At 45.9% G+C, this 18,959-nt stretch carries 15 protein-coding genes; 5 read left to right on the forward strand and 10 right to left on the reverse strand.

Going from position 1 to position 18,959, the window contains the following annotated elements:
• Positions 1-38: 38 nt before the first annotated feature.
• Together mutL and mutS are read right to left on the reverse strand one after the other, a co-directional pair.
• Entirely contained in the window at positions 39-2,024 is a 1,986-nt protein-coding gene (gene mutL, locus MHI32_RS17225; protein ID WP_076190183.1) for a DNA mismatch repair endonuclease MutL, read from the reverse strand.
• Positions 2,025-2,066: 42 nt separating this feature from the next.
• Positions 2,067-4,796 (reverse strand): DNA mismatch repair protein MutS, encoded by a 2,730-nt coding sequence (gene mutS, locus MHI32_RS17230; protein WP_340010361.1) that lies wholly within the window; start codon positions 4,794-4,796, stop codon positions 2,067-2,069.
• A gap of 207 nt (positions 4,797-5,003) precedes the next feature.
• On the opposite strand from mutS, the gene MHI32_RS17235 reads away from it, so the two are divergent.
• Positions 5,004-5,801 carry a GNAT family N-acetyltransferase gene (locus tag MHI32_RS17235; RefSeq protein WP_340010363.1) on the forward strand — a complete coding sequence of 266 codons (798 nt, stop codon included), beginning with the start codon at positions 5,004-5,006 and terminating at the stop codon, positions 5,799-5,801.
• Between the two features lie 14 nt (positions 5,802-5,815).
• Here MHI32_RS17235 and MHI32_RS17240 read toward each other — a convergent pair whose 3' ends face one another.
• The 7 genes from MHI32_RS17240 to MHI32_RS17270 all read right to left on the reverse strand — a co-directional run bounded on the left by MHI32_RS17240 (position 5,816) and on the right by MHI32_RS17270 (position 13,013).
• Positions 5,816-7,126, reverse strand: coding sequence for a hypothetical protein (locus MHI32_RS17240; RefSeq protein WP_339168180.1), 1,311 nt, complete (start codon positions 7,124-7,126; stop codon positions 5,816-5,818).
• A 150-nt stretch (positions 7,127-7,276) separates the two neighbouring features.
• Entirely contained in the window at positions 7,277-7,834 is a 558-nt protein-coding gene (locus tag MHI32_RS17245; protein ID WP_036687755.1) for an outer spore coat protein CotE, read from the reverse strand.
• 226 nt (positions 7,835-8,060) lie between these two features.
• Positions 8,061-9,083, reverse strand: coding sequence for an HD-GYP domain-containing protein (locus MHI32_RS17250; protein WP_051491532.1), 1,023 nt, complete (start codon positions 9,081-9,083; stop codon positions 8,061-8,063).
• A 164-nt stretch (positions 9,084-9,247) separates the two neighbouring features.
• On the reverse strand, positions 9,248-10,234 hold the full coding sequence (locus MHI32_RS17255; RefSeq protein WP_076128366.1) for an aromatic acid exporter family protein: 987 nt from the start codon (positions 10,232-10,234) through the stop codon (positions 9,248-9,250).
• 93 nt (positions 10,235-10,327) lie between these two features.
• A complete protein-coding gene (locus MHI32_RS17260) occupies positions 10,328-11,164 on the reverse strand; it encodes an ABC transporter permease (protein ID WP_076128364.1) in 837 nt (278 codons plus the stop codon).
• Positions 11,164-11,973, reverse strand: coding sequence for an ABC transporter ATP-binding protein (locus tag MHI32_RS17265; RefSeq protein WP_340010366.1), 810 nt, complete (start codon positions 11,971-11,973; stop codon positions 11,164-11,166). Before MHI32_RS17265 ends, MHI32_RS17260 begins: the two co-directional genes overlap by 1 nt.
• Before the next feature lie 17 nt (positions 11,974-11,990).
• On the reverse strand, positions 11,991-13,013 hold the full coding sequence (locus MHI32_RS17270; protein WP_076128360.1) for an ABC transporter substrate-binding protein: 1,023 nt from the start codon (positions 13,011-13,013) through the stop codon (positions 11,991-11,993).
• 271 nt (positions 13,014-13,284) lie between these two features.
• Here MHI32_RS17270 and MHI32_RS17275 point away from each other — a divergent pair, with 271 nt between their 5' ends.
• Positions 13,285-14,988 (forward strand): alpha-amylase family glycosyl hydrolase, encoded by a 1,704-nt coding sequence (locus tag MHI32_RS17275; protein WP_340010368.1) that lies wholly within the window; start codon positions 13,285-13,287, stop codon positions 14,986-14,988.
• Here MHI32_RS17275 and MHI32_RS17280 read toward each other — a convergent pair.
• Positions 14,975-15,655, reverse strand: a complete 681-nt coding sequence (locus MHI32_RS17280; protein ID WP_036687996.1) for a hypothetical protein — start codon at positions 15,653-15,655, stop codon at positions 14,975-14,977. The genes MHI32_RS17275 and MHI32_RS17280 overlap by 14 nt on opposite strands.
• Before the next feature lie 142 nt (positions 15,656-15,797).
• Here MHI32_RS17280 and MHI32_RS17285 point away from each other — a divergent pair, with 142 nt between their 5' ends.
• The 3 genes from MHI32_RS17285 to MHI32_RS17295 all read left to right on the forward strand — a co-directional run bounded on the left by MHI32_RS17285 (position 15,798) and on the right by MHI32_RS17295 (position 17,944).
• Positions 15,798-16,037 (forward strand): hypothetical protein, encoded by a 240-nt coding sequence (locus MHI32_RS17285; protein ID WP_036687997.1) that lies wholly within the window; start codon positions 15,798-15,800, stop codon positions 16,035-16,037.
• A gap of 714 nt (positions 16,038-16,751) precedes the next feature.
• The gene (locus MHI32_RS17290; protein ID WP_340010371.1) at positions 16,752-17,069 is read left to right on the forward strand and encodes a transposase; all 318 of its coding nucleotides are present in this window, start codon (positions 16,752-16,754) and stop codon (positions 17,067-17,069) included.
• Positions 17,070-17,080: 11 nt separating this feature from the next.
• The gene (locus MHI32_RS17295; RefSeq protein WP_340012747.1) at positions 17,081-17,944 is read left to right on the forward strand and encodes an IS3 family transposase; all 864 of its coding nucleotides are present in this window, start codon (positions 17,081-17,083) and stop codon (positions 17,942-17,944) included.
• Positions 17,945-18,959 lie beyond the last annotated feature (1,015 nt).

Here is an 18,959-nt window from a genome sequence, read left to right on the forward strand (position 1 = left end):
TCCAGTCTTGCTCTTAACAAATTTCAAAAAATGTATAATTACATAACCCGCTTGAACAATTTCTCTAAATCATAGGATGAAAAAGAGATCACAATCGGCCGTCCATGTGGGCAAGTATACGGTTGTTTGCACTCTGCCAGTCGGGACAACAGAGCCTCCACTTCCTGTTCTGTTAGTTTATGGTTGGCCTTAATCGAGGCTTTACATGAACACAGAATCGATGACTTTTCTCGTAGCTTCGCAAGATCAATCATACGCTCGCTTAAGACCCACTCCGCCATTTCTTCAACGACCGCCTTCTCATCCCCTTCAGGAAACCAATAGGGCAAAGAACGAACAAGAAAGGTCTGTCCGCCAAAGTGCTCAAGGTATACCCCGGCCTGCTGAAACCAATGTAGACGTTCACTAAGCTGACGACTTTCAGAAGGCGTGAACTCCAGTGTAATCGGCAGTAACAGCTCCTGTGAGGCATCCTCCGGCCGACCAAATTTCTCATAGAAGTATTCGTAATTAATACGTTCATGTGCCGCATGCTGATCGATTAAATAGAGTCCTCCATCATTCTGGGCTATGATATAGGTCCCATGATGCTGGCCTATATAATTAAGCTCAGGAAAGGCTGGAAGTCCAGGCTCTTCTTGTTGTGGTGGAGCCCATAGCTTCTCAACCGAAGGGAGCTGCTTCTGCGCCATTGACGTTTCTTGCGGGCGATAGCTATTGGAATAACTAGTATTCGCATTAGTTTGGCGCCCCTGCGAAGATGAAGACGGATAGCCTGACCCGTAAGCTGGAGCTACCTCGCGAGCCACCTGATGATCTGCCTGACCTTCCTTGCTAAAATCACGGGAATTACGGTCAAGGTTCGATGACTGTAGTCCACTTAAGAAGCTGGCAGATCCCGTAGGGGCTGTATCCTTCTCATCACCATTCGAAGATGACGGCGGAACAGCTCCTTTGGAAAAAGCAAATTGCTCCTGGATAAAGGAGCTGCTGCCCTTGGGTCCGATTGTTTCCTTGCTTGGACGTGGAATCAGACTTTGCCCCAGCAGTATTTTGCGGATCTCCTGCTCAACAAAGGTGTAAAGCTCATTCTCTTTACTGAATCTAACCTCGAGTTTTGCTGGATGTACATTGACATCTACCAAAGAGGGGTGCATATCCAGTTCAAGAACTAATAACGGATAACGGTTAATCGGAAGCAAGGTGTGATAAGCACGCATGATGGCTGCGTTCAGTCCATTACTGCGAATATAACGTCCACCGACAATAGTAGTGATTGCATTTCGATTGGAACGTGTCCATTCTGGACGACTAATATATCCGGAAATCCGGTAATCCAAGTCTTCTGCCGTAATCGGCAGCATTGCTTTGGCGGCATTGGTTCCGTAAACAGCTGCGATGACCTGCAGCAGATCACCATTTCCGAGCGTATGCAGCAGCTGATTGCCATTATGATGCAAGGTAAAAGAGATCCCCGGATGAGCCAGCGCCATGCGGTACATGGCATCTGAGATATGTCCCAGCTCCGTCTGAATACTCTTCATATATTTCAGCCTTGCCGGCGTATTAAAAAACAATTCACGAACGGCAAGATCACTTCCCCGGCCGGATGGAGCGTCCTCATTTCGCATGAGATTGCCACCCTCAATGTCTACTAGCCGCCCTTTGCCGTCATCGGCAGTTGCAGTTAGAAGCGATACCTTGGAGACCGCGGCAATACTGGGAAGTGCCTCTCCGCGGAAGCCTAAGCTTGTGATTTGAAATAGATCGCGGCCATTCAGAATTTTACTTGTAGCATGACGGTAAAAGGCGGTCTCGCAATCTTCAGGATCAATCCCGGAGCCATTATCTTTAACGCGGATGCTCTGCAAGCCCCCCTCTTCTACCGATACCTCAATTCTTGTACTGCCAGCGTCAATTGCATTCTCGACAAGCTCCTTTACAACAGAAGCTGGCCGCTCTACTACTTCACCCGCAGCTATCTGGTTGGCAATATGCTCGTCCAATATATGAATTTTGGCCATTTCATTCACCTCTTATTTAGGCAATCAATTATTATAAAATCTTTATTGCAGATCCTTAACCTTCATCTTCAGCTCGTTCAACAGACTCATCGCCTGCAGCGGCGTCATATTCATAAGATCAGCGTCACGCACAGAAGAAATGAACTCTTTTAGCGCAGGATTCTCTTGGATTTCGGTTACCGCAACTTGATGTGCACTACCTTTGCGATTCTTGCGTGGTTCTTCCTCACCAAAGATAGACAACTGAACAACCTCATTTTCTACAGGTGCCTCAGTGATGACACTTACGGCTTGCGCTATCGAGGATGCGCTAGCAACTTCTCTTACAGCCGCCTGTCTTTCGAGGCTTCCCCCGTAATGAAGTTCAGAACCACCAGGATGGGCTGCCTGCTCAATGCTCTGCAAGAGACCATAAGCTCGGTCAATAATCCCTTCAGGAAGACCCGCAAGACGTGCACAATAGATGCCATAGCTGCTGTCAGCCGCTCCAGGAACTAGCTTGCGCAGGAAGTTAACTTTATCACCGCTCTCTTGAACAGCCATAGAGTAATTCCGCAGTCCTTTAAGACTTCCTTCCAAATGAGCCAATTCATGAAAATGCGTCGAAACTAGAGCTTTGCAAGAAATAACATCATGTACATATTCAATAACCGCCTGAGCGATGGCCATACCTTCACTGGTCGAGGTACCTCTTCCCAGCTCATCAATAATAATCAAGCTACGAGCTGTTGCTTTCTCTGTCATAACCTGGATATCAGCCATTTCCACCATAAATGTACTTTGTCCACCGATCAAATCATCAGCTGCTCCAATACGAGTGAAAATCCGGTCTATAAGCGGAACTTCAGCACTGTTTGCTGGTACAAAACATCCAATCTGAGCCATGATGCAGATCAGCGCCACCTGACGCATGTAAGTACTTTTTCCCGCCATATTAGGACCTGTAATTAGAAGAATATTACCTTCTTCCTTACTCAGCGTGCTTCCATTTGCAATAAAAGCAGAATCTTTAAGCACCGCCTCCACAACGGGATGACGGCCCCCTTCAAGCCGAAGATCATAACCATCCGAAAGGACTGGCTTCACAAAACGATGTTCGGCACTAACTGCCGCCAAGCATTGATACACATCAATCTCGGCAACCTTTTCCGCAAGATTTTGCAGGCGGGGAATTTGCCCGCTGATGCGATCACGCAGTTCGGTAAAGAGGCTGTATTCCAAATCCGTCATTTTATCCTGAGCTTCAAGGATGAGTGCTTCCTTCTCCTTAAGCTCAGGAGTGACAAAACGCTCTGCGTTGGCAAGCGTCTGCTTACGTTCATATCTTCCTTCCGGCAGTGCAGCCAGATTGGATTTGGTGATCTCTATGAAATACCCGAAGATTTTGTTATAGCCGATCTTCAGTGACTTAATGCCAGTGGCCTGTCTTTCCTTAGCTTCCAGTTCAGCGATCCAACGTTTACCGTTACTGCTAGCTTCCCTAAGCTCGTCCAAACGTTCATGATAACCGGAACGGATAATTCCACAGTCGCGCACAGACACCGGGGCATCCTCGACGATTGCGCGGTCAATATCCTCTCGCAGCTCAGCGCATTCATCCATACTTGCACCGATCTCTCGTAAAGTAGCTGAACCGGAGGTCATACATAAATCCTTCAATGCAGGAATTTGTGCCAGCGATAATTTCAGAGCATTCATATCACGGCCATTGGCACTGCCAAAAGCAATACGACCCACCAAACGCTCCAAATCATAAATTTCTTTAAGCGCTAAACGCAGGTCCTCGCGAACGATAAACTGATTGTACAAATAATCGACAGCCTCTAGGCGCCGTTCGATCGGAGCTCGCTGCAATAGCGGCTTATCAATTCTGCGGCGCAACAGACGGGCGCCCATCGACGTTTCCGTTCGATCTAGCAGCCAGAGCAGGGATCCTTTTTTGGAGCGTTCGCGAACCGTCTCGGTTAGTTCAAGATTCCGGCGTGTAAATGGATCTAGAATCATATAATTGCCTGGTTCATAAGGAGAAATCTGACTAAGCTGCCCTAACGAACGCCGCTGGGTCTCATTCAGATAAGAGATCAGAAGCGCCAGACATTGTCCACGTTCCTTCTCTAGACGTACCCATGCCGCTTCACCGAACTGACGACGTGCCAGCTCCTCCTCGCGTTTCTCCCAAGGGGTGTAAACTACAGGTTTGGCTAACAGCGGCGTTTCGCTTCGCAGGATCTCCAAAAGTGCAGCGTCTCCGATGATCTCAGCCGGTTCATAAATGCCAATCTCATCACGCAGCCATTCGGCTCCAGATAATACCGAAGTAACATACAGCTCACCAGTTGTTAAATCGCAGGCAGCTAATGCCATCATTCCGTCACTTTCGGTGACGCAAACGAGGTAGTTATTGCTCTTGTCAGCAATGATTTTTCCATCCATCACGGTTCCTGGTGTCACGACGCGTACAATATCCCGCTTCACCATGCCTTTAGTGACTGAAGCATCCTCTAACTGCTCACAAATGGCGACTTTATATCCTTTTTCTATCAGGCGTTGAATATATCCCTCGGCGGCGTGGTAAGGCACTCCACACATAGGGATTTTCTCCTCGCCCCCGCCTTCGCGGCCTGTCAACGTAATCTCAAGCTCCTTGGAAGCCAAAATGGCATCTTCAAAGAACATTTCATAGAAATCGCCCAGTCTAAAAAATAGGAAGGCATCCTTAGCCCCTTCCTTTACCTTTAAATATTGCTCTATCATCGGCGTATATTGTGCCATGGTCAACCTCCATGCCTATTTAATGCTGTCCCCCATTATAACAGAAAATTGATGGACAAAGTTACCCTGAAACCTCACATTAGTACAACGAAAGACTAGAATACTTATCAGACAAACACTTACTTGAGGTATATTCTTCTGCTTTTAAATATTGTAAAATCTTAACACAGAGCGTCAGCCCATATAAAAATCAAAGGAGAATACAATATGATACGAAAGCTAACGAAGGATGATCAAGAGCTGCTGATGGCATTGCTGCGGAAAGAGCCGGCGCTTAATTTATTTATCATTGGCGATGTGGAGAATTTTGGGTTTGAGCAGGATTTCATGGATTTATGGGGAGAGATTGACCCAGCCGACGGGCGGATAAAAGCCGCTCTGCTGCGCTTCTATAGAAGTTACCTTCCTTATGCAGATGGCCCTTTTGATGTCGAGGGGTTCGCTGAGATTATCCGAAAGGATAATGACATACATATGATCTCCGGAGCCTCAGAGGTGGTGAAGGCTTTTGACGGGGAAATTAATTTCAAACAAGTAAAACAGCTGTATTTTGCTGAATTAAAAGAAATGAACAATAAAATAAGTGAGTCCTTCTCTTCAGCTGAGCCTATTAAAAAAGCTACGGTTCAGGATGTAGAAGCGATTTGCGCACTCACGGATACCATTGAAGAATTTGAAAGCAGCCGGAATGGTTCAAGAACCAGCCTGCGTAAAACGCTGGAAAGCAACACCGGCCGCACCTATTATATGGAACGGGAAGATAAGGTCATTGTCACCGCTTCAACTTCAGCGGAAAATTCCATGTCAGCGATGATTGTAGGGGTTGCCACACATCAAGCATTCAGAGAGCAAGGCCTTGCTTCGCGCGTAATGGCACAGCTATGTGCAGACCTGCTCTATGAAGGAAAGTCATTGTGCCTCTTTTATGACAACCCACATGCCGGAGTTATTTATAAACGACTTGGTTTTCAAGATATCGGTTCATGGACCATTGTTAACATGTAGACCAAATAGTAAAATCACACTTTTACTTTGCTGCACCATAACTCACGTATATCCCGTGATTCATCCCACGTCCGTTCAGCGGCAATATAGTCGAATAAAGGCTCGATATAGGGGGCGGCAATCTCGTAGCCGCCTAGGGAACGCAGCTGCGCCAGCAATGGGGGGATTGCGGCGCGCAGCGGAGATTTATCGCCGCTGTAGTAGGCGATATGCAGGTCTTCCCGGTCGAGCGGGCGTTGCGTCAGGTCCTCATAATGGCTCACGATTAGGTGAGCCAGATAGACCGCGCCTTTAGCGATGACCGGGGATACCAGGAAGCTCGGTAAGGTCCGGTACTCGAAGCCGCCATGCGGCTGAGTCCGGAAATCGCCGAGCACACCGTATCGGGGACGACGCGCCCCTGCGCGGACGTCTTCGAGCAGAAGCATGGGCAGCGCGAGATAGTTATCGAGCGCGCGCAGCAGCGGCGCCGTCAGCGTCACGCCGCTGAAGTGCAGATGGCCGCCGAGGGCCCAGCCCGTCAGCGGCATGCCTCCCGCCCGCCAGCGCAGCGAGCGGTCGGCGATGAGCCGGTCCGCCAGCGCCGCGGCGGACATCAGCTGCGCCAGCAGTGCGCGCGGTTCCCCGCGCGGCTGAGGGCGCAGCTCGGCGACCGGGAACGCGCCGCGCGTTCCCGGAGGTCCGGCGTCGCAGCCAGCGACGCCGTCCGTGGGCAGGTACCGCGACGCAGGCACGACGCGGCCGGTGGATTCCCGGAGGATGATAAACTCCGGGTCCATGCCCATCAGCAGGCCGCTGCGGCCCGGCTGCTCCAGAGCCAGCTTTCGTTCCAGCGCTAGCGCTGCGGAACGATAAGGCTCGGGCAATCGTTGCCCGGAGGTCTTTACTAGTGGAGTGACTCCCTCCACCACATACCTCCGGTTCCCCATTGCCCTCAGCAGGACCTCACCGCTATCCAGCCCCAAGCTGTACAGCGTGCGGACAGCAATCCGCTGGAGCAATTTCATCACTCCGCGAAGCTCTCCCCGCACTCGGCCTCCCGTGGTATTGCTCTCGGCATTAGCAAAGCTCACTGCTTCGCTGTAATTATCGGTGGCCGCACGCATTCCAAGACCTGCTCCAAGCAAAGAGATGTGGAGGACAGTCAAATGATAAACCAATATCTTATAACACTGCCTGTGACCCTTCTCAGTAGCATCCGAAGCATATGTATCGACAAAATGTTTTCCAGATGGCGTCAGCGTTGCTTCAACCCCACTTCTAAGCAATCTGGACTCTCTCTCTGCCACAGACAATTCTGAATACACCTTAAGACCTTCATTCATACTCTTTAGCGCCTCCATCCGAGCGTGAACCTTTTTTCATCCTAAAAATAAATAAAAAAAAGGAGGGCATTCGCCCTCTACGCCGCCGCACTCCCTACATATAATGGACCATAACCCATTGATACTCAGTTAACGGCGGCGTATCCTTCCTTACAGCTCATCATCCAGATTGTCAGGGTCCAGATCATCGTAATCGAAGCTATCACCTTCAAAATCATAATCCTTGTCTTCTGGATCATCACTTTGCTCAGTGACATACACACGGACTTTGGTCTCAGCCACCAACTCCACTTCGAATTCGCGCTCTACGCGAAGTGTCACACTGCCTCCGCCTGGCGATACGCCCGCCTCTACACAGTTGGGTTCCTGCGTTGCCTCCGCAGAGACCTCAACTGTTGAAGTGCGGTGTCTCGTGTCCAGGTAGGAAAGCGGAATGAGCTCCACATAAGAGACTGTTTCCTTTGCTACCTCGGTCTGCTTGTTCTTGTCGTACGAGTACCAGATGTTTACATCATAAGTACCAATTACTTCGATTCCGTTCCCGGCGGCAACCGCTTCGTATTGGTGGTTGATAATCCAAGCCCCCAAAATACTAGTCGGATGATGTGGCGGAGTCACGGTATGGGTTGCTGTAGAGAACTTACGACCTTTGCCGCAAATTGCCTTCGTAATGATCTCCCTTGTTTGACGTTTATGGCTTAATGACATCTTTGAACCTCCTCCATACAATCATTCACTATCAAGTGTATGCAGGTTCTAGGCATTTGTTGATTGTTAGACTATAAATAAATTTGAGTAAGCCCTCAAGAAGGCTTTTTCAGGAGACTCATAGTTCATTTTATTTCAAAATTTGTACATATATGAGTAGATTCCAAAAATGGTCCAACCTGTTCCAGAGCCATTCCTACCCCCTCAAAAAACCTTAAAACACCAGCTATTGCGGGATTACCCGCACAATTCCAAGCGATCTATGTTTGCTTAAGTCAATAAAATCCTCATCAATATTCACCAGTGGCCGCAAAGGGTCTGTAGCAAGAATCATAACAATTTTTCCTTTTCGCCCATCTGTCAATTCCACTTCGTTCCCTAGCATTGACTGCATTAACTTATTAATAAACACTCTGCAAATATAAGGGTCGAGCTTACCGAACACACTCTCCTCCATTTGCAGTAATACTTCGTATAAAGGAGCCGCTTTGCGATAAAAACGGTCGGAGGTCATCGCGTGAAACACATCAGCCACAGCAACGATTTTACTGAAATCAGTAATCCGGTTTCCAAGCACACCAAATGGATAACCACTGCCGTCCATTCTTTCATGATGCTGTAAGGCTACTAGCGCTTGGGTATGGTTTGTGCCTACCGTATCCCTGATCATCTCATACCCAAAGGTCGTATGCTTTTTCATCAGCTGAAACTCTTCGTCGGATAATGGACCGGGCTTGGTTAATATGTCATCCGGGATTCTCATTTTGCCGATATCGTGAAGAGTCGCTGCAATGGTCAACATGCTCAAATCCTCAGACTTTAGCTTCAGCCATTTGCCTAGCAAGGTAGATATTATGCCCACAGCTACATTATGTCTGTATGTATAATCATCTTTGGTCTGCAAAGCAGCCAATACTCCGTAGAAGTCATTCTTTTCGCTTACCTGCTGGATAAACGGAATCACTTCATTTCTAACTTCCAGCATAGGAATTCTTTTATTTTTGTTATGACGAATCTGTTCAAAAATATTCTCAATCGCAGCTGTACAATCATCAATTGCAAGCTGGAAAAATTCCGCGCTATCCAGCTGGACGACGTCATGAGATTCCAGAGTGATCTTATGTTGACGAATTAATCTAATATGTTCAGCACTCAATAAAGTCAATGCGGGTAAAACAAATACTCCTTTGTCATTAAAGAGGTTAGCTACAAGTTGTTTTCCGATAAATGATTCCATATCTTTGTCCATACGCCTCACCTGCCAATGCGGAAAATTCGTATATGAATTCCCTGCTTGAATTTGAACTCACCCTATAATTGTTAATCCCTTTCGAAGATCAACTTTTAGTTCATACATATTTTATCGTGATTTCAGGGGCGAATGTTAATACTTCACTTTATTAAAGCCTAATTTTAAGCTTTTTTCCGGGTGAGCAAACGTTTCTCAGGCTTATAGCTGACCGGTATTTTATGGCGTTTCGCAATTTTTAAATAAAGTGCCAATTCTCTGCAAAGCTGCAGAATCGCTGATCGCACTTCAAATTCCTCACGTGTCTCTGGCAAATCCATGCTTTCAAACTCATGTTCAAGCTCTTCCAGCAAATGTTCCGTGCGGCCTGTATATTCTTCAGCCAAAACATCTCCGCTAAGCTGGTCGAACAATTCAGCTACCATCTCTCCATGCGGTAAATGGCGATATACTTGAGAAATCAGCTGCATCATGCTTTGTATCGATTCCAGCTGCTCCTTACGCATATAGAAATAGACATTCCAAGCTTCATCAGGATGAATTACATGATTCTCCATCTCGCGAGTAGCTGCTGTCAGTCCCCGCTGCACTGCATTATCCGCATCAATTAATTCTTTGCCATCCCACATATACGCAGGCTCACGCAAAGTACGGGCCATTTGAGTAAAAATAACTGAAAAGTATCGATCCACTTCCTTGCGGATTCCATAAATAACTCCCCCAGTCTGTGGCATGTAAATTAAGTTGACCACCCCCGCTGAACCGAGACCTATGGCCAGTAGCTCTACTTGCTGCAACAACACATGTAGCGATAACTCAGCTTGTCCAAACACACGAAACACAATAACAGAGCTAGTGACAATCCCTTCCTTGTAGCCAGACTTCACAATCATCGGAAAGCCAACAAGAACGTACAGTCCAAGTACCCAGTAATGAAACCCTAATATCCAAAATAAAATACACCCAAAAAAGAGTCCCACGAGCGAGGCCAAAAAACGCGCCGTTATCGTCCGGAAACTCCTTTTCAAGGTAACCTCCACACCCAGAATGGCTAAAAGCCCTGCACTTTGTGCATTGGGTATGCCTACTGCAGACGCGAGAAGAACGGACATTAACGTCGCAGCAGCTGTTTTAATCACACGAAATCCCATAACCCTATCTCTCCTTAAAAGCACTAACCGTTAATAGGTAAAGATATAGACATGTTACAAGATTTTGTGAATGGACACAACGTTACATTAGACTTACCGCCGGTATAACAAGCGCTTCTCCAGATACACTACCAGTTGATACATTGCCGTTGCTACGGCTGCAATAATCAGCAGACTGGACATCACAAGCGTGAAATTAAACACCTGGAATCCATATATGATCAGGTACCCAAGACCGGATTTTGCTACTAGAAACTCTCCTACGATAACCCCGACCCATGACATTCCCACATTCACCTTTAGGGTAGAGACCACCGTTGGAAAAGATGCCGGAAGAATCACTTTAAAAAACACCTGAACTTTAGAAGCTCCAAAAGAGCGGACCACCTTCACCAGATTAGGATCCACACTGCAAAAGCTATTGTAAACAACAAGTGTAGTAATAATCACCGTAATCGATAAGGTTGTCACAACGATAGCGGTGAAACCCGCCCCGAACATTACGATAAAAATCGGCCCCAAGGCCACCTTCGGCATACTGTTAAAGACAACCATAAACGGATCAAGCACCGCTGATAAAAACGGAGACCACCAAATAATCACTGCCAGCAGCGTTCCTAACAAGGTTCCCAGAACAAATCCTACCGCAGTCTCTCCTACCGTCATCCCCAAATGAGGCCACAAGCTTCCACTGATCATATCCTGCCAAATCTGCTTGAAGATTTTTGTCGGGTAGCTGAACAATAACTCATCAATCCAGCCCATTCTTGCTCCTGCTTCCCACAACACAAAGAACAGCAGCAATAGACTGCTTCTTACAGCAATAACCTGATTACGCCGGCGCTGTTTAGTTTTTTTGAAATCCACATGCATTTGCTGCAGCCACAGTTCACGGGAAGCTAAGACACCCGCTTGCTCTGTTCGTTTCATTAGCTTTCCCTCCCTGCGATCTCCATCTCTGTCCATACTTCATGAAAAAGCTCCGCAAACCCTGGCTGATCACGCGCATACAGCGGTGGGGCTGAGCGGATTAGCTCCGGAACAGGAAAAACTTTACGAATCTTCCCTGGATTTCGCTGCAATAAAATAACCCTACTGCTGACCGCAATCGCTTCTGACAGATCATGCGTGACCAAAATAGCCGTGGTTCCCCGGCTGCGTAAGGTCTCTGAGACTAAATCTTCCAGCTGAAGTTTGATCTGATAATCAAGTGCCGAGAACGGCTCGTCTAACAGCAGCAGTCCTGGATTGGTAGCTAATGTTCGTACAAGAGCCACCCGTTGCCGCATCCCTCCGGATAGCTGAGAAGGATAGGCCTGTTCTTTCCCTTCTAATCCCATCTCGCGCAGCAGCTCCAAAGTCCGTTTATGACTTTCTTCGTTTAAGCTTCCGGTAAGCTCCAGTCCAAGCACGGCATTGTCAAGAATACTCCGCCAAGGAAAAAGATAATCCTGCTGCAGCATATATCCAACCTCAGGTGAAGGGCCTAGAATGGGTTGGCCATTTACGAATACTTCACCCTCAGAGGGCTGCAGCAGTCCGGCAATAATCGATAGGAGAGTCGTCTTACCACAGCCACTTGGGCCTACTAAGCTGACGAATTCTCCTTGCTCGACATTAAGATTTAGATCCTCAACGGCCAGTGAAGCTTCCCGATCGCCGAGATAGGCATGCGTTACTCCCTTTAATTGCACTACTGGAAGCAAGGTCATCCCCTTCTTATAGTTAACAAAATCCATTTAGGATCTTATCTCTCTTATTTAGAGCTACTGCTCTTTATGGTCTTTTCAGCTTTTTCAGCAAAAGTATTATTCACGATCTTTTCTGCTGGAACACGTTCTTTAAGTTCACCTGCGTTGTCCATAACATCTAGCAGATTATTCCATTCTTCATTATCAACAACCGGATTAATGGCGTAGGTGTCCTGCTCCTTGTAGCGTTTTACAGCAGAAATCACAATGTCACGATCCGTTTTATCAAAATAAGTTATTATGGCATCCGTAATTTCTTCAGGACTATGTTCCTTCACCCAAAGCTGAGCACGCTGGATGGCATTAGTGAACTTTTGCACGGTGTCTCCATTTTTGCTAATATAGCTGTTTTTTGACATGAATACCGTATAAGGTAAATAACCGCTCTCCACCCCAAACGATGCCACTACAGCTCCCCGGTCTTCTCGTTCGAAGATAGAGGCCTGCGGCTCAAACAGCTGCACATAATCCCCAGTACCTGAAGCAAATGCACCGGCAATATTAGCAAAATCGATATTTTGGATCAAGGTAATATCCTTCGCAGGATCAATTCCCTTTTTAGATAAAGTAAACGCGCCTGCCATTTGTGGCATTCCGCCTTTTCTTTGACCAAGGAAGGTAGAGCCCTTCACTTTATCCCAATTAAAATCTCCATCAGCCTTCCGGGCGAACAGGAATGTTCCATCCCTTTGAGTCAGCTGTGCAAAATTAATGACCGGATCATCCGAGCCCTGCTGATACACGTAAATGGAGGTTTCTGAACCAACCAACGCCACATCAATAGCTCCTGAGAGCAATGCAGTCATGGTTTTATCTCCACCGGGAATCGTCTGCAGTTCTACATCCAGCCCTTCATCTTTGAAGAAACCTTGAGTCAAGGCAACATACTCGGGTGCATAAAAGACAGAGCGGGTAACCTCCCCAATCTTCACCTTTACCGTCTCTGACTTTCCGCCGCAACCGGCAAGTACTGAAAAGCATAAAGTAATGATCATGAGCGACAATGACAGCTTTTTCCGAATCTTCATTCTTCATTCTCCTTTCTTACCGGGTCCTTCGCCCTTGCTTAAAGCATATGCACATGCCTACTGAAAGGTTAAAATCCCGAATATCGTGGGGAATTAAAAGAATATCCATGATATCAGCGGTTTTTATTGATTTTATGGATAAATATCACTGGATTTGCTGTTTTTATATCTGTGCAAACGTTTTACCTGAGGATTTGATTACAGTACTATAAGAATTAAAGCGCTTACCATTTCCTTTATAGGAAAATTGCAGCAGAAGGGGTTATTTTATATGGATAAACTAGCAACATCTATCGCCAAAAAACACACAATAAACGGACTTTTGACTCTTAGCTTAACTGCCGTTCTGCTATCCGGTTGTTCAGTAAATAATAACAATATTCCCTCCTCTGCCTCCCCTTCTCCATCGCCAAAAGCAAATACAGCTCAGAATACTACAACACCTCCCGCTGCAAAAACGATAACCACTGACGAACAGCCCTCAACGGTTTATTATGAGATTTTTGTTCGTTCATTCTATGACTCTGACGGGGATGGCATCGGTGACCTCAAAGGGATTACCAAGAAATTAGATTACTTAAATGACGGAAATCCTGACACCACAGACGATCTGGGGATCGGTGGGATTTGGCTTATGCCTATTAACCCTTCACCAAGCTATCATGGTTACGATGTGACAGATTATCGTGCAATCAATCCAGATTATGGGACGATTGAGGATTTACAAGAGCTCGTTACGGAGGCGCATAAACGTGGGATTAAAGTAATTATGGATTTGGTCGTGAATCATACCTCCAAAGAACATCCTTGGTTCGTAGATTCCGCTAAAAATAAAGACAGCAAATATCGCGACTGGTACATATGGGCTGAAGATCAAGGACGCCCTGCCAATGGAGCTAGTGCCGCTGGTAGTGGCAGTGCATGGCACTCTTTACTGGGTAGTCATTATCTAGGTGGCTTTTGGGAAGGCATGCCTGATCTAAATTTTGATCATACGGAAGTTCGTAATGAAATGAAGGATATCGGTAAGTTTTGGCTGGAACAAGGGGTTGATGGATTCCGTTTAGACGCTGCTAAACATATTTACGAAGACCTTCTAAGCGACAAAAGCCAAGCCACAACCAACAAAAATGTATCTTGGTGGCAGGATTTCCGCAAATCGATGAATGAAGTAAATCCTCAAGCTTATATTGTCGGCGAAGTATGGGAGAATTCTGCAGTCACCGTAGGGGCTTATTTGGATCAAGCCTTCGACTCTAGCTTTAACTTTGGGTTAGCCGAGACCCTTATTAATTCCGTGAAAACTGAAAAAGACAGCGGGACTGCCTTTACGCTGGAACGTACGTATAATTTGTACTCCAAAATATCTGATAGCCATTTTACCGATGCAATTTTTTTGACAAACCATGATCAAAACAGAGTCATGAGTCAATTAGACAGCAATCTGGATCATGCAAAAATGGCAGCAGCCCTGCTGTTAACCTTGCCTGGAAATCCTTTTATTTATTATGGTGAAGAAATAGGAATGCTTGGTGTAAAACCAGATGAAGGAATTCGTGAGCCCATGAGATGGATGACAGCGGATCAGGGTGAGGGGCAGACTACTTGGGAGGTCGGCAGCAATAACGCTGATGATGTTAGCATTAATGTCGAAAGCCAGTCTAACGACAGCAGCTCACTGCTTAAAAGATACCGCGAACTCATTGCGTTAAGAAACGAAGTCCCAGCGCTCCGTGATGGCGGAATTCGAGACTACACTTCTGGCAATGCAGGGGTAATGGCCTACGAACGTATAACAACAGAGGATCAACTCCTCGTTGTTCATAACCTAACTGGAGATGAACAAATCATTACGCTTCATCCAAATGTTGAGGGTATCTCTTACACCAAGATCCAAAAGACAACTGCTGACAAAGTGACCTTAAATTCAGATCAGCTTACTCTTCCTCCCTATTCAACGGTTATTGTGGACTAGGAAAAGCGGAGGAATGAAACACCCACTCTGCCACAGAACCACATAATTGTGCTTTCGATATAGGAAGAGCTACAATCCAGTCTTGGGAAGGATCGCTGCTCATTCGCAGCAACCAGCCACTTGAATGATCACTTATGAAGCTAGCATACTGAAACTTCCAGCCATTTTCACTAGAAATACAGAGTCGCAATTCTCCCTCTGCGTCGAAGCATTTCATCACTTGTGCAAGATGGTTGGAATGGACATCATCTCCTGTCTCTGCAGCTAAACACTCTGAGAGTCTGTGAACCGTAGAGGAATCAGAGCCTTTTTTCAGCTCCTCGAACCTTTTTTTTGACATTAGTAACGCCGGAATCCCGTGAGCAAAGGGCTCCATCGCTCTCTCACATTCAAACAACTCGAGACAAAAGCTCTCTGTTTCCTCTCTGTTCTTCAGCACACACGGAGGAGAGTCCGGTGTATTATTGCAGTAAGCTAGTATTTTATCCTTATGTATTTGTAAACACAGATCTTTAGTTTTCTCCTTCTCTCTATATTTGAATCTACCTATCCTTTCTGCTGTAGACGCAGTATTTAACAATTCATTTAATACTACTTGGTCGGTTACCCGATCTGGAAATAAAAATTCCGTTAAATCCGTTAAATCCGTTCGTTCTTTCTCATTCACATTATTGTATCCTTCCTGTATTACATATAAATGTATATTAAACTAGCAATCTTTATGTTATCATAAGCTAATTTTAAGGTAAAATTAAGAAACAAGGGGTATGATCATTAACATGAAATACTTGTAGCGAGGTGATTTCAAAATGAGAATGCTCATCACATTTCAGAACAAACTTGTACCTGTGTATTTCACAACAGAAAATAAACAGCCCACTCAAAAAGTACTTAGATTACTTAACAGTACGCTGGAGCTCAAAATTCAAAAGGGCAAAAGTGCCCTCCAGAAATGCCTCAATTCTCTGATTAGTATCGAAATTAAAGGCTCTGAAGCTATATTGCACAGTTACAGTGAAAATGATTCATTGGCGCTATCCCTCTATTAATGGAGGGGTAGTTTTTTTGTCACAACATTGCTGTCCTAAGCTTTCTAATAAGGAACGTCCTAAGTAGCCAAGTGGTGCTGCTTGGACTCGTTGTCTTTTTGAAGCTAAACTTGATCCAAAATGACACTCCGTTTGATTTAGATACTATTTGCGCATACATAGGTATACATAGCTTCAACTCTCAAAGTCAGGGACCTTGGTTTCGCTGGTTCTGCTTGGTTCTGCTTGGTTCTGCTTGGTTCTGCTTGGTTCTGCTAGGTTCTGCTTGGTGCTACTTTGTACTGATTTTGTGCTATTTCATGGCACGTTTGGATTGCTGCTTGCCGGCCATCCCCATAGCCGCCTGCTTTCGGACTCAGATGACCTTAATCGTAACTTTTGGGCTCATTTGGAATTCTAACGGACCCCAGGGTCACTATTGGCTCGAAAAACACTAATTATCGACCTCAAAAAGCTAAATAGCTGCGCTGGAGTCCGAAACTCTGCTCTAATGTTCATAAATTCGCACTTAGCGTCATCTGAGTCCGCGGTAATCTAAATTCGAAACTCAGTTTGCTTTAGTTGCTATTGTCGTGTACATAGTTGCTACTGTCGCGTACATAGTTGCTACTATCGTGTACATAGTTACTACTATCGTGTACATAGTGAAGCTAGAATAAAAAGTGGACAGTAGTTAACAGACTGGCGATAATGAGTCCACGGAGGTGTGTTCACATGGGAGAATATCGACAACGGTATAACGAAGAATTTAAAAAACAGACAGTGCAGTTCATTCAAGAGCAAACAAAGACAGTGGGCGACTTGGCGGAAGAGCTCAACATCCCAAAAAGTACCCTGCATCAATGGATGAGCCAGTATCGAGAATTAAAGAATGAACCGGCAGCTAGCGTGGATCGAGTACGAGAACTCGAGGCACAGTTGAAAGAAATGAGCCGTCAACTTCAAGAAAAAGATAACAAGATTGCCGATGTGGAAGAGGAATTAGCGATCGTAAAAAAAGCAGTGCACATCTTCAGCAAACCAAGGAACTGAGATTCCAGTTTATTGAAAAACATCGCTCCGAGTTTCTCTTGGAGAAGATGTGCATGACCCTACATGTGTCACGGAGCGGGTACTACAAGTGGCGGACAGAAAAAACCAGTACGCATATGCTTCGTAAGGCTGCGATAATGAAGCGAATTCAGTATCATTTTACAGACCATCAAAAGCGGTATGGGAGTCCGAAGATCACCCGCCTGTTACATCAAGAAGGTTATACCGTTACCGAACGCACGGTGAGTGTGTACATGCGACATATGAAGCTTCGCTCCATTGTCTCCAAAACGTATCGGGTACAGACCACTGACTCCAATCATGACCATCCGATTGCCCCGAATACGCTGAACCAGCAATTTAAAATACGCAAACCCAATTCAGTATGGGTTACCGACATTACGTACATTCCTTGCCGGGGAGGGCGCTTGTACCTGGCTAGTGTGATGGACCTTTGCACGCGCGAAATCGTGGGGTGGCGTTTGGACAACCATATGGAAACTAGCTTGATTTCGGGCGCTTTACAAGATGCCTACGAAGCTAAACAACCGGAAAAGGGTCTATTACATCACTCCGATAGAGGTTCTCAATATACTTCTCATGAATACACAAAGCAGTTGAAAGCGTATGGCATGGAGTCCAGCATGAGCCGCAGAGGTAACTGTTATGATAACGCCTGTATCGAGTCGTGGCACAGCATTTTGAAAAAGGAGCTCATTTATTGTAATCCACGATTCAAAACTAAGGAGCAAGCCTACCAGACACTTTTTCAATATATTGAGTTTTACTATAACCGCAAGCGAATGCATGGCGCGCTGGGGTATCTTTCTCCAGTTCGTTTTGCTGAGCAATTGACTAGAATGTCTGTTGCGTGACTGTCCACTTTCTTGACAGAGGTCCATAGTTACTACTGTTGTAGCTTTAGTCGCTGCTTTTGAACTCATAGCCACTGCTTTCGGACTCAGATGACCTTAATCGTAACTTTTGGGCTCATTTGGAATTCTAACGGACCCCAGGGTCACTATTGGCGCGAAAACACTAATTATCGACCTCAAAAAGCTGAATAGCTGCATTGGAGTCCGAAACTCTGCTCTAATGCTCATAAATTTGCATATAGCGTCATCTGAGTCCGCAGTAATCTAAATTCGAAACTCAGTTTGCTTTAGTTGCTATTATCGTGTACATAATTGCTACTGTCGGAGCTTTAGTCGCTGCTTTTGAACTCATAGCCAATACTTTCGAACTCATAGCCGCCTGCTTTCGGACTCAGATGACCTTAATCGTAACTTTTGGGCTCATTTGGAATTCTAACGGACCCCAGGGTCACTATTGGCTCGAAAACACTAATTATCGACCTCAAAAAGCTGAATAGCTGCATTGGAGTCCGAAACTCTGCTCTAATGCTCATAAATTCACATATAGCGTCATCTGAGTCCGCAGTAATCTAAATTCGAAACTCAGTTTGCTTTAGTTGCTATTATCGTGTACATAGTTGCTACTGTTGTAGCTTTAGTCGCTGCTTTTGAACTCATAGCCACTGCTTTCGGACTCAGATGACCTTAATCGTAACTTTTGGGCTCATTTGGAATCCCATCGGACCCCAGAGTCGCTATTGGCGCGAAAAATACTAATTATCGACCTCAAAAAGCTGAATAGCTGCGCTGGGGTCCGAAACTCTGCTCTAATGACTGAAAATTCGCATATAGCGTCATCTGAGTCCGTTGGCCGCTGAGGATACTTGGAAGGTCACTTAGCGAGTGATTTGTTGTCTGACTTAGCCGTTAACTTGGTGTGTAGCTCAGTGAGTTACTCGGCCGGCGGGTGACTTGGTGTTACTTGGTGTGTAGCTCAGTGAGTTACTCGGCGGGTGATTAGTTGTGTTAGTCAGTG

This window comes from Paenibacillus sp. FSL H7-0690 (assembly GCF_037980415.1).
Classification (GTDB): Bacteria; Bacillota; Bacilli; order Paenibacillales; family Paenibacillaceae; genus Paenibacillus_AQ; species Paenibacillus_AQ odorifer.

Bases quoted from the DNA above. Each gene is read 5' to 3' on its own strand.
- MHI32_RS17275 (WP_340010368.1), top strand. From the start codon at position 13,285: ATGGATAAACTAGCAACATCTATCGCCAAAAAACACACAATAAACGGA.
- MHI32_RS17265 (WP_340010366.1), bottom strand. From the start codon at position 11,973: ATGGATTTTGTTAACTATAAGAAGGGGATGACCTTGCTTCCAGTAGTG.
- mutL (WP_076190183.1), bottom strand. From the start codon at position 2,024: ATGGCCAAAATTCATATATTGGACGAGCATATTGCCAACCAGATAGCT.
- MHI32_RS17240 (WP_339168180.1), bottom strand. From the start codon at position 7,126: ATGAATGAAGGTCTTAAGGTGTATTCAGAATTGTCTGTGGCAGAGAGA.
- MHI32_RS17285 (WP_036687997.1), top strand. From the start codon at position 15,798: ATGAGAATGCTCATCACATTTCAGAACAAACTTGTACCTGTGTATTTC.
- mutS (WP_340010361.1), bottom strand. From the start codon at position 4,796: ATGGCACAATATACGCCGATGATAGAGCAATATTTAAAGGTAAAGGAA.
- MHI32_RS17270 (WP_076128360.1), bottom strand. From the start codon at position 13,013: ATGAAGATTCGGAAAAAGCTGTCATTGTCGCTCATGATCATTACTTTA.
- MHI32_RS17255 (WP_076128366.1), bottom strand. From the start codon at position 10,234: ATGGGATTTCGTGTGATTAAAACAGCTGCTGCGACGTTAATGTCCGTT.
- MHI32_RS17245 (WP_036687755.1), bottom strand. From the start codon at position 7,834: ATGTCATTAAGCCATAAACGTCAAACAAGGGAGATCATTACGAAGGCA.
- MHI32_RS17250 (WP_051491532.1), bottom strand. From the start codon at position 9,083: ATGGACAAAGATATGGAATCATTTATCGGAAAACAACTTGTAGCTAAC.
- MHI32_RS17290 (WP_340010371.1), top strand. From the start codon at position 16,752: ATGGGAGAATATCGACAACGGTATAACGAAGAATTTAAAAAACAGACA.
- MHI32_RS17260 (WP_076128364.1), bottom strand. From the start codon at position 11,164: ATGAAACGAACAGAGCAAGCGGGTGTCTTAGCTTCCCGTGAACTGTGG.
- MHI32_RS17235 (WP_340010363.1), top strand. From the start codon at position 5,004: ATGATACGAAAGCTAACGAAGGATGATCAAGAGCTGCTGATGGCATTG.